The organism is Halobacteriovorax sp. DPLXC-1 (genome assembly GCF_036903125.1).
Classification (GTDB): domain Bacteria; phylum Bdellovibrionota; class Bacteriovoracia; order Bacteriovoracales; family Bacteriovoracaceae; genus Halobacteriovorax_A; species Halobacteriovorax_A vibrionivorans.
The window spans coordinates 1-15,459 of the sequence record NZ_JAYMCO010000002.1 but is presented as its reverse complement, the minus strand read 5'-3'; the positions used below and the strand labels follow the sequence as shown (position 1 = coordinate 15,459).

The 15,459-nt window shown below is 36.9% G+C and carries 10 protein-coding genes and 1 tRNA gene; 6 read left to right on the top strand and 5 right to left on the bottom strand.

The window, feature by feature from the left end:
* Nucleotides 1–36: 36 nt before the first annotated feature.
* The 3 genes from VCM44_RS08330 to tilS all read right to left on the bottom strand — a co-directional run bounded on the left by VCM44_RS08330 (nucleotide 37) and on the right by tilS (nucleotide 4,111).
* Nucleotides 37–870: a dihydropteroate synthase gene (locus tag VCM44_RS08330; protein WP_334678524.1), complete on the bottom strand. Its 834-nt coding sequence runs from the start codon at nucleotides 868–870 to the stop codon at nucleotides 37–39.
* A 13-nt stretch (nucleotides 871–883) separates the two neighbouring features.
* Nucleotides 884–2,818 (bottom strand): ATP-dependent zinc metalloprotease FtsH, encoded by a 1,935-nt coding sequence (gene ftsH / locus VCM44_RS08325; RefSeq protein ID WP_334678523.1) that lies wholly within the window; start codon nucleotides 2,816–2,818, stop codon nucleotides 884–886.
* A 144-nt stretch (nucleotides 2,819–2,962) separates the two neighbouring features.
* Entirely contained in the window at nucleotides 2,963–4,111 is a 1,149-nt protein-coding gene (gene tilS / locus VCM44_RS08320; protein WP_334678522.1) for a tRNA lysidine(34) synthetase TilS, read from the bottom strand.
* Nucleotides 4,112–4,204: 93 nt separating this feature from the next.
* Here tilS and VCM44_RS08315 point away from each other — a divergent pair.
* From VCM44_RS08315 to VCM44_RS08305, 3 genes are all read left to right on the top strand, one after another.
* A tRNA-Met gene (locus VCM44_RS08315) sits at nucleotides 4,205–4,281 on the top strand.
* 240 nt (nucleotides 4,282–4,521) lie between these two features.
* Nucleotides 4,522–5,718 (top strand): hypothetical protein, encoded by a 1,197-nt coding sequence (locus VCM44_RS08310; protein ID WP_334678521.1) that lies wholly within the window; start codon nucleotides 4,522–4,524, stop codon nucleotides 5,716–5,718.
* Nucleotides 5,705–8,560, top strand: coding sequence for a hypothetical protein (locus VCM44_RS08305; protein WP_115362777.1), 2,856 nt, complete (start codon nucleotides 5,705–5,707; stop codon nucleotides 8,558–8,560). The genes VCM44_RS08310 and VCM44_RS08305 overlap by 14 nt, the downstream gene beginning before the upstream one ends.
* A gap of 45 nt (nucleotides 8,561–8,605) precedes the next feature.
* Here VCM44_RS08305 and VCM44_RS08300 read toward each other — a convergent pair whose 3' ends face one another.
* Entirely contained in the window at nucleotides 8,606–9,181 is a 576-nt protein-coding gene (locus VCM44_RS08300) for a TetR/AcrR family transcriptional regulator (protein ID WP_115362779.1), read from the bottom strand.
* A gap of 169 nt (nucleotides 9,182–9,350) precedes the next feature.
* On the opposite strand from VCM44_RS08300, the gene VCM44_RS08295 reads away from it, so the two are divergent.
* Entirely contained in the window at nucleotides 9,351–10,985 is a 1,635-nt protein-coding gene (locus VCM44_RS08295) for a YiiX/YebB-like N1pC/P60 family cysteine hydrolase (protein ID WP_334678520.1), read from the top strand.
* Nucleotides 10,986–11,034: 49 nt separating this feature from the next.
* The gene (locus VCM44_RS08290; RefSeq protein WP_334678519.1) at nucleotides 11,035–11,793 is read left to right on the top strand and encodes a DUF3050 domain-containing protein; all 759 of its coding nucleotides are present in this window, start codon (nucleotides 11,035–11,037) and stop codon (nucleotides 11,791–11,793) included.
* Here the strand turns inward: VCM44_RS08290 and VCM44_RS08285 are convergent.
* Nucleotides 11,776–12,714: an FAD-dependent oxidoreductase gene (locus VCM44_RS08285; RefSeq protein ID WP_334678518.1), complete on the bottom strand. Its 939-nt coding sequence runs from the start codon at nucleotides 12,712–12,714 to the stop codon at nucleotides 11,776–11,778. The genes VCM44_RS08290 and VCM44_RS08285 overlap by 18 nt on opposite strands.
* Nucleotides 12,715–12,834: 120 nt before the next feature.
* Here VCM44_RS08285 and VCM44_RS08280 point away from each other — a divergent pair, with 120 nt between their 5' ends.
* Nucleotides 12,835–15,198 carry a Tex family protein gene (locus VCM44_RS08280; RefSeq protein ID WP_334678517.1) on the top strand — a complete coding sequence of 788 codons (2,364 nt, stop codon included), beginning with the start codon at nucleotides 12,835–12,837 and terminating at the stop codon, nucleotides 15,196–15,198.
* Nucleotides 15,199–15,459: the final 261 nt, after the last annotated feature.

The window sequence follows — 15,459 nt, the reverse complement described above, 5'->3', positions numbered from 1 at the left end:
AGACCAGTTATAGGACAAATTTGGTTCAAAAACTATCTAATCTGTAATATTTCCAGCCTCATGTACACGAAAATACAGCTGTTTTACACCATTTAGGCGTGTTTTAAGACGTTTTAGATATTTCCAATGAAACTTTTCGCTAGCAGTGTGTATATCTGTCATTTCATCTTCACTGCCTTCAAGCCTTACAAGATGTTGCAGAAATGATTTCTTAGAGATGCCAATAAGCCAATTTTCATGAATATCTTGGATCTTGTGGATATTTTCTAATAATTCTAAGTTCTGATTTAAAGTTTTAGAAAATCCAAAGCATGGATCCAGAATTAAGCGATTCATATCGAAATTGTGCTCGCTTAAGAAAGCAATCTTATGATTGAAAAATTCTCTTATAGAATTAAAGTCTAGGTTCTCGTTGAGATAATCCATGTGAGAATTTGCTAAACTTCGCTTAGGTGCAAGATTATGACAAAGTATATAGCGCATCTTAGGATACTTATTAAAGAGGGCCAGCCCTTCCTTATCAATGGCCCCAGAAACATCATTCCAAATGACTTCACTAAAATGATGGCCATACGAGTGCATGAACTCTTCCATTGTTTCGACTTTATAAGTATCAATCGATATGGTTTTAAACGCCTTAAGACGATCTAAGTGCTGTGAGATATACTCATCAAGTCTTTGCCATTCTTGCTTAAAAGAGATGGCCTCATTAAAAGGGGCCGTACTTTCAGCGCCAATATCAAGGCCATATTTTGCTTGCTGGAATTTTTCAAGTTGGCCGATTTGAAAATCATTATCGAGATTTCTATGGCCGTCAGAGAATGAATTAGGGGTAGCGTTAACTACCCCTAAAAATAAAATATTTGTCATATTTAAAAATAAACTATGCTAGTTTTGGATCATCGATAGGCTTATTGACAGCATCAGACTTCTTTTCTTCTGAAGCCTCTTCTTTTTCTCCAGAAAGTGTTGAAGTAGACTTTGAAGACTCTTCATCAATAACTGGAACACCAATATCCTTACCGGCAACAAGATCATTGATCTGATTGATATCAAGCGTTTCCCAAACAACAAGCCCTTCAGCTAAGCGGTTTAAGGCATCACGATTATCAGTTAGAATCTTCTTTGCAAGCTTATAGTTCTCATCTAGGAAGCGGTGAATTTCTTCATCAATATCCTTAGCTGTTGCTTCTGAGTAACCTACACCTTCACTTGGTGCAGTTGAACCAAATGGAGATGCGCCTGGTTGAGAGAAGTTTCTCGGTCCCATCTTCTCACTCATCCCCCAAGAACAAACCATGCTAGAAGCAAGTTGTGTTGCTCTTTCGATATCATTTGAAGCACCATTAGAAATTTCGTTAAATACGATCTCTTCTGCTACACGTCCACCCATTAGGAAGGCAATATAGTTTTCAGATTTTTCTAATGTCAGGTTGTGCATATCTTCATCTGGAAGAGTTTGTGTAACACCTAGAGCTCCACCACGAGGCATAATTGATACCTTGTGAATTGGATCTGCTTTAGGAAGATTAAGTCCCACAAGAGTGTGACCAGCTTCGTGATATGCTGTAACTTTCTTCTCAAAATCAGAAAGTACCATCGACTTTCTTTCAGGCCCCATAAGGACTTTATCTTTAGCTTGTTCAAAATCAATCATTTGAAGAACTTTCTTACCATAACGAGCGGCAAATAAAGCGGCCTCATTAACAAGGTTTGCAAGGTCTGCACCAGTAAAGCCTGGAGTACCCTTTGCAATAACTTCAAGATCTACATTTGTATCAAGAGGTGTCTTTCTTGTGTGAACTTTAAGGATTCCAAGACGTCCACGAACATCAGGAGGTCCAACTGTTACACGACGATCAAAACGACCAGGACGTAGTAGGGCCTTATCAAGAACATCAATTCTATTTGTCGCAGCAATTAGAATAACACCTTCATTGGACTCAAAACCATCCATTTCAACAAGAAGTTGGTTTAGTGTTTGTTCACGCTCATCGTGTCCACCACCCATACCGTGTCCACGGTGGCGTCCAACAGCATCAATCTCATCGATAAAGATGATACATGGAGCATTCTTCTTACCTTGTTCAAAAAGGTCACGTACACGAGAGGCACCAACACCAACGAACATCTCAACAAAATCAGAACCTGAAATTGAAAAGAATGGAACACCTGCTTCACCAGCAACGGCACGGGCCATAAGTGTTTTCCCTGTCCCTGGAGGACCTACTAATAAAACACCTTTAGGAATTTTCCCGCCAAGGTTAGTATATTTCTTTGGATCTTTTAAGAAGTCCACAACTTCGGCCAATTCTTCTTTGGCCTCTTCAACACCTGAAACATCTTTGAATGTAACCTTCTTATCATGTGGTGATAAGAGACGTGCTTTTGATTTCCCGAAACTCATGGCCTTTCCACCACCAGCTTGTAGCTGACGTAAGAAGAAGATCACAATGAGGAATAAGAAAATCATTGGTCCCCAGTGTAGTAAGAAAGTCGTGAAGACATTTTGTTTTTCTTCCGCTTCATACTCTGGGTAGATTCCGTGTGACTCTAAAATTTTAAAAGTTTCTGTACCTGTTGTCCCTGTTGTTTCAAACCAAGCACCTTGCTCATAACCATCTTTGAATTTACCAAGAATCTTATCCTTTCCCTTAAGAACGACTTTCTCAACGTGCTTACTCTTGATTGCGCTAACGAAATCAGGATAAGTCACTGGCTTATAAGTCTGTCTGCTCTCTGAAGAGATCTTTGCGATTGCCGCAAACATGAGGATTAAGATGATCCAAAGAAGTAACGTTTTGTTTTGTCCTTTCATTAAAATCCTTTTTAATTTACTTTACTCATAAATTATTTAAATACTTACTATTTGTTCACAATACTGTTTCTAAAAAATAAAGCTATATTGTAACCTCATAGTTACTAAAATGGTATCATTTTAGTGAGTGTCAAGCCTAGTTATTTAAAGCCACACTAAAACTTTACCGGCTTTACGCCATGAGTAATGAACTGGTTGTTTAATTTCCGAAAAAATTTTTCTTAAAGTTGAGTTCTCTAGTGGAGTTTTCTTGAGACTATGCTTTGCATTAGTATTATTTGATAAGAATGGAACACCTTCAGGAATCTGCGTAGTTTTATCGTTTAAGAATTCTAATTTACAACCCTTTTTAACAACGGCCAAATAAGGACCAAAAGCATAGACCCTAATTCCACCAGAAAAATCTAATGGTCCAAGCCTTGGACTATTAATTAGTCCCTCTAATTCATTAAATTGTTTGTAAGTCTTTCCTCGTGTTGTTGAAGCTTGAGATAAAATAGTTCTTTTCAAATTCTCATCAACACACCCGTGGTGTTTAATAAGGATCCCCCACTTTCTTTTAATGATCTTATAATTTTTGTCCTCAAGCCCTTGCTTTATTTTTTTCATGCGATTCATGCGCTCGCAATAATGCTTAAGGTAGCCAGGCCAACGAGATGAGATTGATTCTTTTACAATCTTTCTAATATGATTACGCTCAAAGCGTATATCTTCATTTGAATAATCTTCTAGCCAAGTGAGCTTGGCCAATTTGGCGTATTTTAGAATATGTTTTTTTGAAAAAGCAAAAAGTGGCCTATACACTCTCCCGTTGCGGTATGGGATGCCTAGATCAATATCTTTTCCTTGAGACTTAAATTGCTGCAATAGAGACCACTCAAAGCAATCATCTAAGTGATGGCCCGTAACGAGTAACTCATCATTTTCTAAATCATTCTTTAAAATGTCATAGCGCAATTTTCTGGCCTGTGCTTCAAAGTTTCCATCATTAAGACTTAGCTCTACTTTGAGAGACTTCATCGGGATCTGATACTTATGAGCAAAGTTTCTTACAAGATGCCTTTCGGCCCTAATCTCTTCTCTTGTCCCATGGTCAACGTGTATAAGCCTAACGTTGGCCCCGGCCATTAGAAGTAAATGCGTTAAGGCAATAGAATCAAGCCCACCACTACATGCCACGACTATAGGGGCCGAAAAATCAAAGTTCATCTCTTTGTTGAAACGGATGAAATGAGCAAGCATTTGCTTGGCCTTTTGTGGCAACTGTTTTTGTTTAATCTCTCTTAACGACATGATAATTTACAAATTCCTTAATATTAACTTAAATATAATATTGACAATTAACTCGCAAGTCACTAATATCCTATCATTCTTTTGAATGTATGTGCGAATGTAGCTCAGTTGGTTAGAGCGACGGATTCATATCCCGTAGGTCGGCAGTTCAAATCTGCCCTTTCGCACCATTCTTTTCTATCTAAGCGCCCAAAAATTCGTTAACAAGGTAAACAAAGTTTAAACAAATAAACTCGAGCTACCGTTCATTTTTTTTACACTGTTTAACCACTACACAGTAACTTACTAAACTAAATTCCGATACTTACACCAGTTTTCAGTAGTTTAAAGTTTTTACACCCGTGAACTTGTTTCATGGAACATGGCATCATTCCTGCAACTCTAATAACATCGTATCAAATAGGAATGACATGCAAAATAAGAAGCTATTGAACAAACATTTAATTTTACTAGGTTTCGTACTTTCATCACCAGTACTTGCACAAAGTGGTGCCTTAAAGGCCGATGTTTTTAACTCAGGTCTTGAGTCAACTTTAAAGAACGCAGGTATTGATGAGTTAAGCTTAACGATTGGTGCAAAACTTGGCTCTCTTGATTCACGTACTGACAAGGGAACTGTTTATGAAACAAATATGAACGTTGAACTTGAAGCAGAAGTATTTGAGCATGTTGATTTTAATTTTGATGGTGGATTTAAATACCAAACAGGTAATTCATCAACTCAAGAAACTGGAAGAATTAGAACATATAAGCCGAAGTTCTCTTATAAGCACGGATATTTCTCTTATAAGATGTTTAACTTTGCAAAGATAAGTGCAGGTGCACTTAAGAATAGTACAAACACAACTTACATCTCACCATTTGTTAACGGTGGGAATTCATTTCTAGGTGTAAGAGAGATGCTACTAACTAAAGTTGGAAACTTCTACTTTAGATTACAAGCGACTCAGGCCCAGCCACAGAACGCTTTACTAAGAGAAACTTTTAATATCGATGATAATGGTGATCCACAATTCTTTAACGAGTCTGTTGACATCACTTATTTAACAAGAGGTTTCAAAGTTTATGGTGCAGCAGGTACTTACCGTTATAAGAACCTATCTGCTGATATTGCTGATAATGATTACTTCTGGGGTAACTCTGTAAGTAAAGGAGCAACACCAGACCAAAGTCTTTACCTATATGACTTTACAGGAATGTATGCAAATGCAGGTATTGAATTTGGAATTGGAAATGATCGAATTAGACTAAAAGGTGCTTACGTTAAGAATACAGAAAGCGCAGTACCAGATGATAAGAACACAGGTTTCGCTTATGTAGCCGCTTATGAAACAAAGATTTCAGATAAGAAAGTAACATTTGAGGCCCTAGGATTTGAAAATCAGGCCGACACTGCTCCAGCATTTTATCGTGGTACGCAGTTAGCAAATGACTACAAAGGCTATCAGGTAGGAATCAAATTAGAGAATAAGAAAGGATTTAAAACAGAAATAAATTACATGAATCGAACTGTTCTAGGAAACACTGACTCTGTTTATTTAATTGATGGATACAGTGATGAACAAGTTTACACAATCTCCCTAAGGAAAGAATATGACATTTTGTAAGACATTTAAAAACATTACTCTCTTAAGCATGTCTATGCTTATGCTAACAACTCTTGTTAGCTGTGGTAGTGATACGTCTAACGATGAAAAACAAAAGCTTGCAAGACAGCTTAAGGCACAAGCAAATGAAAGTTCAGTAATTACTGTATCACGCTTTAGTGTTGAAGGTGTGTCTGAAGATAAAGCAAACGTTAAATCACGTATTGCTTATCACAAGACATTTCACGTTAAGGCCTGCCTATCATCAAAGATTGGAAAGAGTCTTCAATATCGTAAATTCTTTGTAACTGGAGACAACTTCCAAACAATTGAAAGAGAAGCAGATGAGTCAAGCTGTATCCGTTGGGATGAGCCAGTTGAAATGGACTACTCTCTACCAAATACATACTTACCAATGAGTCGTAAGATTATACTTTCTTCAAGTGCAAATATTTCTTACGACCTTAAGCTTGCTGTTAACCAGTATGCTAACAGTATGATTCATGGTAACAACTATCACCTATCACAAGGTCTTAATAAGGATCGTTTATCAAATGACGAAATTATTAATGTAAAAAACATTAAGATCACACCTAAAGGATACGGACTAGTTGACCCAAGAAATGATAACTTAATCATTGATAAGAAGGTTGTTGTTTCAGCTTGTTTAAACTTAAAAACAAATGGTTCATCACTTTCAAATGAGTTTATTAAGGCCAAGCTTGTTAATCTTGAAAAACAAGAAAATGGTGAAGAAAATGCTGTTACACAAATGTATGACCTAACAGATGGACAACTTGATGAATCAGGGTGTGCTGAAGTTAAGTTCTACTTAGAACACGAAAGATATACGAATACGAGACGTATTCCATTTAATCTTGAAATCGAAGTACAAAACAAAACTCTTAAGAACGCAAAAGTTACAAGAGGGCTTTGTCTATACCCATGGTCAAACAGTGGATGGATCTTTGCAGAAGTTTCAAGATCAGGAAAATGTGAAGAAGATAACAATAACCAAAGAGCTCGTTTATTTGTTGACCAAGTAAGCTACAGCTTCTTAGGACACGATAACAATAATGGTTTTCACCTTAATAACAACCTTGATCTTGTTGTTGAGAAATCATTTATCGTAAAAATGTACCCAAAGGTACACTACGGTAACTACGCTCACCACATGAACCCAATTGAGCCGTTCTATCAAGGTAAGCTGAAGCTAGAAGTATACTTCTTAGCTCCACTACAAGGTGATATCGACCTTACAAATGAGAATAAGCATAAGTTTAAACTTATCTCAGTAGCGTCACGTGAAGTAGAAGTAGAAAATAACTTACTAAAAGCAAGAATTGATATGCCAATTAAGTTTGTAGACATGCCATATGTACATACGAGAACTTTTGCGGCCGTTAAGCTTTCACCAATTTTACGTGAAGGTGATGATCCAAGAACTGCACCTCGTCCAGCATGGGCAGCAGGTACATTCCACGCTTCATCAAAAACTTTTAACTCTGTACTTCATACGCAACTACAAGTTACAGATAAGTTTTCTGAAGCGGATTATCAGAACAACAAGATTAAAGAAAGTATGAACGAAATGATTCAACTTGAAAACTACCTTGAGTCGATGTCTAAGAACATCCAAGGCGTGACTAAAGCAGATATCATTAAAGCAAAACTTGCTCCACGTTATACAAAGAGTGCTGAAAAGCTCTTTACTGAAGAGCTAGATAAGCACGATCTTTTTGATAAGACGATCAACTTAACTGATAGAGCATTAAACGATAAGCTAATTGCTGAAAACAAACTTTCACAAGCTGAGATTAATGGAATCTATGAAGATAACTACAATGCAAACACTTTGAAAAAACTTTGTGGTGCATTCTTTGATCAGAAAAAGACAGGAATCTTTTGGAAGACGTACCTGGACTACAATATGAAGAAGTGTATTGAGAGGCCATGGGACTTTATGATGATTACACCTGTATCACACGTACAAGAAGTAATCTCTAAACCAAAAGTAAGTCACTCGAATACAATTCGTATCTCGAAGTCGACTGGAACTGGAGACTACTTTACAGAAAGTAATAGAGTTGGATGGTCACATGGTTATAAAACTGGTGTAGGTGCAAAACTTGACTTCAAACTACCATTTGGTGACAAATCACCTGTTGGCGGAGGAGTTGGAGTATCAGCATCATATGACTGGTCAACATCATGGTCACTTGATCGCTCAAACGGAAATAACAACAGAACTGACAACAGCCAAGGAATCGACCTATATGCTGAGTCAATTACACTTAACTTTGAAGCAATCACTAAGCAGTGTTTCATGGTAGAAGGGACTTCAAAATGGAAGGCCGTTTGGGTTGATAACCACCTACCATCTAACTATGGACTAGGCGGAAGTCTTAAGTACGTAGCAGAAAATAACCCAATGAGGTATAAAGTATGTAAAGGCGTATCAGGTAAAGAAAGACTTGAAGAGACTTGGTACTTCACAGGAGAAGGTTTCCAATTCAACTCAATTCTTCGTGACCGTCTTGGTATGACTGAAAATATGTACACGATGATGTTTAGAGGACGTAAAACACTTTACAAGTTTATGGACTTCTTAAGCAAAGCTTCAACGAGTATGTTTAACATCAAGGAAAGAAAGAACCAATCACCTGATGTATATATGCTAGATGTATATAAGTCATATAAAGAAGCATTTGATAGTGATCACGATTTAATTGATGATCAAGCGATACCTGGAACGGTTGAAAAGTTTGATCCAATTAAAAACGGTGGTGACCATAACTTCTCAGAAGATAGTTGTGAATTACCAAAAGACAATTACAACCATGCTTCAATTGATTTTTGTTAAGAATTAAAAACAAGATAAAAGAAAAGGCCGCTATTGCGGCCTTTTTTATTTTCTATCGTATTGTGAAAAAAGATAATCAAGAGTGTCATCATCGACATCGCGATATAGACAAATCCCTAGCTGCATAAAATAAATTCTTAAATGCTCGCGGTGATCGAGGTTTGGATGCTTCTTGCTTAGAATCTCAAAGAGCTCGACTTCTGCTTCAGCAATAATATCTGAAAGGTCATTACCTGCACCTTTGTTAATCATATAAAGAGCAAGTAAATAAGGCATTTGGATAATTTGATCTCTTACAATCTTAATCCTTTCTCTAATACCTACAGAATGTTCTTGAGTAAGATTGAAGACCGTACTAATCATGTACTTCACGGCCTCTTTTAAAATAACATCCTTTTCCTTACCTAAGTAATAGTAAATAAGAGAGCGTGTAACGTCTGCCTCTTTTGCAACCTCAGCGATCTTCCAATTAAGATGCCCTTTGGCCACTTCTAACTTAGTTACAGCGTTGAGGATACGAAAGTGCACTTCCTCATTCTTTTTAGGTTTTACTGTTCTTAGAGGCTTATTATCGCCTTCATCATTTGTTTGTAAGTTTGTTGAATCTGTCATAATTGTCATAAATCAATGTCTAAATGTTTAATATTTAAGTGTCTTCCCAATATTACCTTTCTATACCCGATAATAATACTTAAGTTTTAAAAGGTAAAATCCGATAAAAATTTATTAGCACGTGTTCGACTAAAATTATTGTCGATAGTATTTTTTATCTAGTTATGGGGGAGATTTGATGAAAAAACGGTTACTTACAAGTGGACTTTGCCTACTTTCACTTACTATTCCAATTGGATGTCAGCAGAAATCTTACCGTACCCCTAGCTCCCTTAAAAACTCGAACTTCGATTCGTTAATTCATGAGATGCATGAATCTGTTTCAAAAGGTGTAAAGTCGCCTAAAGAATGCGCTCAAAAGACTCAATATTATTATGGAAAACTCTTTGAAATAGAATCCGATGATATCGACTTTTCTGAATTCTCTAAGTATCAGATGCAGGATTTTACAATGGCATCTTTTAATATACGTCTTGATTTGAAAGAAAAACTTAAGGCACTAAATAGTAACGACGAACTAACACAAGAAGAACTTGCGTGTTTAAAAGGTGTAAAAACAATTTTTAGGGCCCTTCGCTATCTCGAAGACTATTTTATCGAATCCTACTATGCTTCAAGACAGAAGGGTTCAAAACCAATCGACTTTAATACACTTGATTATTCAAATAACAAAATAAAAGATCTTCCTGTTCACTTTATGGTAAATCCAGATTACTCATTTGAAGGTGTTGAAGATTTAAAATCTGGAGACATTATCTTATCCAGAGGTAATGCCTACTCTAGTGCTGCCATTGCAAGAATTGGTGATGATGACCATCAATTTTCTCACTTAACTTTAGTGTATCGTGATGAGAAAACAAATAAGCTCTACACATCAGAGGCCCATATTGAAGTTGGAAATGTGGTTGCCCCATTTCAAGTTCATCTTGATCAGAAAAATTCTCGAACAGTTGTCTTTAGACACAAGGACGAAAAGCTTGCTCACCTAGCAGGTAAAATAATGCATGAGCGCTTCTCTAAATATTCAAAAGAGAAAAAGAAGAATGTACCTTATGATTTTGCAATGGATTATCACGACGACTCAGAAGTCTTTTGTTCTGAAGTAATTTATCATGGCTACAAGAAAGCCTCAGAGCAACTATCTAGTAAATCAATGGATATACCTGAATATAAAACAACATTTAATCCAGCTCTTCTAACCTTCCTTCAAGACTTTGGTCTAAAGGTGACAAGTGAAAATATCTCTAGCTTTAAAACATTTGGGCCAGGAGAGATACAATTTGATTCGCGTTTTGACTTAGTTGCAGAATGGAGAAACCCAAATAAATTAAAAGATACACGTTATAAAGATGCAGTACTAACAAAGATATTTGAATGGATGGAAAATAAGAATTACGCCTTTGATCCTGGGCTAGGTACAAAACTTGGAAATGATTTTGCTTGGCTTGCAAGACGCTCAATCGTTACTAGAGGATTAATTAAATTTGTAGCTGGTGTTGATCTTGAAGAAAAATTTCCTCTAAACTTAGGCTCCAAACAAATTGATCTTTTTGTTGTCTTAGATGAAGTTGGAGAACAACTATATAAGAAAATAGAAATTGCAGAAAAAGAGAAAGGAAAGATCTTATCATTTAAAGAAATGTTTGAAGTTCTTGAAGATTACCGAGTACAAGATGAGAAGGTATACGGCCAATACTTAAAAGATAAGAAATTTAATCAAAAGCAAATGCATGGTGGTAGTCGCAGAAATGGTGTTAGAAGGCGTAGAAAACTTACACGCCCAGACTTTCATCACCTCTTTCACAGTTCATAATACGTAAAGTCTACTTTAAGACTTATAAAATTTAGGCTATATTGGCCGCATGAAAAAAGAAAATCTCACACTCATTCATGCGGCCCATAATAAGCTTTGTAATCACCCACTTTATTCAAATATTGAAAGTATTGAAGATGTAAAAATTCTCATGCGATGGCATGTCTTTGCTGTATGGGACTTCATGTCTCTACTTAAAGGTCTACAAAGAGAAGTTACATGTGTTGAAACACCCTGGATTCCATCTAAGTACGATAAAGAATGTGTTCGATTTATTAATGAAATTGTTCTTGGTGAAGAAAGTGACGAAGACTTAAATGGTGGCCATATTGATCATTTTACAATGTATCTAAATGCCATGAATGAAGTTGGAAGCGAAACAAGTGATATTAAAAAATTCTTAGAAACATTTTCATTTGATGGCATTCCTATGCCTGTAGCAAAGTTTAGTGCATTTAATCTAAACCTATGCACTAACACTGAAAACCCTCACCTAATGGCATCGGCCTTCTTCTGGGGACGTGAGAATCTTATTCCTGACCTCTTTACATCTTTTGTAAAAGTTCTTGAAGAAAAGAAAATACATGCACCGTACTTTAAACACTATCTTGAGCGTCATATCGAATTAGATGGAGATGAGCATGGAGAACTTGCAGGTAAATTACTTGCTCAACTTTGTGACAGTGAAGACAAACAGAGACAAGCAACTCAAATCGCTCTTGATTCTCTCGATTTAAGATACAAACTTTGGGACTATGTCCTTGAAGAAATTCTTGCTAGTCGTGAAAATTTAGAGCATATCAACTAGCTCTTTTGCTAAACTAATTCCTGCACTCCAGCCATTTTTATAAAGGCCTGTGAGTGCATAAACGCCCTCTTCAACCTCTCCACAAAAGGGAGTACGCCTTTTACCCTTGTGGCGAATACCAGTGTGTATCTGCGGAGAACCAAGCTGCTTCAGTTCAGGAAGATCACCTTCAAATACTGCTAGCTTTTCATAGACTTCTTTTGGTGAATGAAGTTGGCAAAGTCCCTCAATCGAATTTGCGCCAAATAATAAGAGCTCATCTTCTTTTCGATAAACAAGGTTATAGTGGCCGCGACTTAGGACAAATGATTTATCAGCTTTAAAATTGTTCCAGCTAAAAAATGTCCCCTTAACAGGTTTGCCTTCAGGAAGATTCTTATTCTTATAATAAAGTGATGTATAGGCCGAAGTGGCCAAGATAACCTTTGCATTGGTTTTAGGCAGCTCAGTAACTCTTTGAACTCGACTTATAATTTTATCTTCATACTGCGCCTTAAGCCAGGCTAGAAAAACTTGTGGATTAATTAAGTAGGCATCCTTAGCAACCGTTTGCAAACCTTTAAAGTTTTCAAAATTTGTTCCATAACGTGCTTCAAATTGCTTAAATTTTAATGGATCTTCTTTTATATCTGGAGGTAAGTAGTATTGAGTAGCTGGGTGAACCCCCTGTATCCCCTCTTGCTTAAAGAAAGTATCAATGAACTCATGTGCATGAAATAAGATGTCACCGAGCTTTGAAAGGCCTTCAGCAAATAGGCCCATCGAAACAACGCTAGTTGTATTAATAGAGCAAGGTGGAAAAGCGTCATTATCAAATAACTGACAAATTCGTGAATCAGGGTGCTTTCTTGTTAAAAAATAGAGAATACTGCGTGCGGCCACGCCATCTCCAATTACAATATAATCAAAATCTTTTGTCATAATAAACTCTTACATCAATATTTTTAAGTTAACCAGTGGAATTTACTCAAGTTTTTATTGTCATACCAAATTCAATCCCTATACAATTTTAACTCAAATTTAGTTAATGGAGTATGAATTATGTCAGAAGAGACAACGAAGTCGACAAAAAACCCTATGGACGTTATCGATCAAAATGCCGTCTTATTTTGTGTGGACAACACAGATATCACAGCAAAACAAATCATGGCCGTACTGGCAATGCTACTTGTGGAAGATTGTACAGTTCCATTTATCACTCGTTATCGTAAAGACAAAACTGGTGGATTAGACGAAGAACAAATTCGCCTCATTCAAGAAAAGTATGACGAATATATCGAGCGTGAAAAGAGACGTGAATTCATTCTAGAGGCCATCACTAAACAAGAGATGATGACTCCAGAGATTGAAAAGAAAATTAAAGCGGCAACAAATATTAACCAGCTTGAAGATATCTATGCGCCATTTAAATCAAAGAGAAAGACAAAGGCGCAAATCGCAAAAGAAGCAGGGCTTGGGCCATTCTCAATTCTAATGAAAGAGTCAAAGCTTCCTATGCCAGAACTTGCAAAAGAAGCACTTAAGTATATTAATAAAGAAAAGAAAATCGCAACTTTTGAAGATGTATTAAAAGGCGCTTGTGACATTATTATTGAAGAAATTGCTCACGACACGGAACTTAAAGAGCAATTACGTAACGATTACTGGGCACAGGCAATGATTAAGTCAACTCCTCGTAAAGGTTATGAAGAGGTAAAAGACTGGCAAAAGTACAAAGACTACTTTGAATATGAGCAAAAAGTTAGTGATCTAAAAGATCCAAAAGCCGCTCACAGATTCCTAGCGATTCGTCGTGCACAAACTGAGAAGATCCTAAAAGTTGAAATTATTTTTGATGAAGAATATGCAAATAATCTTATTCTATCAAAGAACTTCCCTGACACTACAGTCACAAGTTACAAGGCATTAGTCGATTGTGCATCTAAGGCCTATAAGAATTATATTCACTCTTCTCTTGATTTAGAAATCAAGGGTGAACTTAAGAAACTTTCAGACGAGTCAGCAATTGATGTTTTTGGTGTAAACCTTAAGAACCTTCTATTACAACCTTACCTTGGATCTAAAACAGTTCTAGCGCTTGATCCAGGAGTTGTGACTGGTTGTAAGACAGTTGTTGTAGATAATACGGGTAAATTTGTTGTTGATACAGTTGTCTACCCTCACCCACCAAGAAATCAGGTACGTGAGTCTGCGACAATTTTAAATGCCATGATTGAGCAATTTAATGTTGAATATATAGCAATTGGAAACGGGACATTTGGTCGAGAGACTCTCCAATTTGTTGAAGATAATATTACTGCGGTTAAAGACGGAAAAGTTAAAGCAACAATGATTTCTGAAGATGGTGCTTCAATTTATTCTGCTTCTCCAATTGCAAAGAAAGAATTCCCAGATAAAGATGCAACAGTAAGAGGCGCCATTTCAATTGGCCGCCGCTTCCAAGACCCTCTAGCAGAGCTTGTAAAGATCGATCCTAAGTCTATTGGTGTTGGCCAGTATCAACACGATGTAAACCAGGTTCGTCTAAAAAAATCACTAAATGGCGTGGTTGAAAGTTGTGTTAACTTTGTTGGTGTTGATATCAATACGGCATCGGCCCCACTACTTTCATTCATTTCCGGAATTGGGCCAACAGTTGCGGGAAATATCGTAAAGCATAGAGATAAGAATGGGCTATTTTCAGATCGAAGTGAAATCCTAAAGGTTTCACGTTTTTCTGAAAAGGTCTTCCAACAAGCAGCAGGATTCTTAAGAGTTTATAATGGGAAGAATCCACTTGATGCGACATTTATTCACCCTGAAAACTACGATATGTTAGAAGAATGGGCACAGAAGAATGGATACACGCTTGAGCAGTTAACAACAGATAATGCAGTTGCAAATAAACTGAAGTCAGATAAGGACCTCATTGCAAAACTTGGTGAATTTACTGTTAATGATATTTATAAGTCACTAACTGCACCTTCACAGGATCCTCGTACAGAATTTAAGACAACAGAGTTTAGAAAAGATGTACGTGAAATTAAAGATGTAAAAATTGGTGAAAGATATCCAGGTATTGTAAAAAACATCACTCAATTTGGTGCCTTTGTTGATATCGGAATTAAAGAAAATGGTTTAGTTCACGTAAGTCAGATGGCCGATCACTTTGTTGAGAATGCCCTTGATGTTCTAAAAGTTGGGCAAGAAGTTTCTGCCGTTGTTCTTGACGTTGATATGGATAGAAAGCGTATTGCTCTATCTCTAAAATCTGACGGAGCTGAAGAAGCAAAAACTTACGAGCGTCCAACAGGTGGCCCACGTAAGAGTAATCCTCGTGGTGGAAAACCTAAGATGCCAAAGCAAAACGATGCACCGTTAAAGAACAATGCATTCGCTGCTCTTAAGGGATTTAAGGTTAAATAGGTGCGGCATTGTCTGCCCAAAGGCAGACTATTGGACGCACCTATAGCTCCCCTTCACTTTAGCTAGAAAATGATATTCAACAAGCCGGGTTCAAGCCCGGCTTTGTTGCCTCAGGAGCAATGGGAAAGTCTTCGCAATTCAAGCGACATTTTAGCGCAGCTAAAATTAGCGAAAAAATCTTTCTCATATAACCGAATCACGCGAGCTACGCTCTTTGATTCTTAAATCACATCCATCTATGCTTCAAAACTGTCCTTTGGG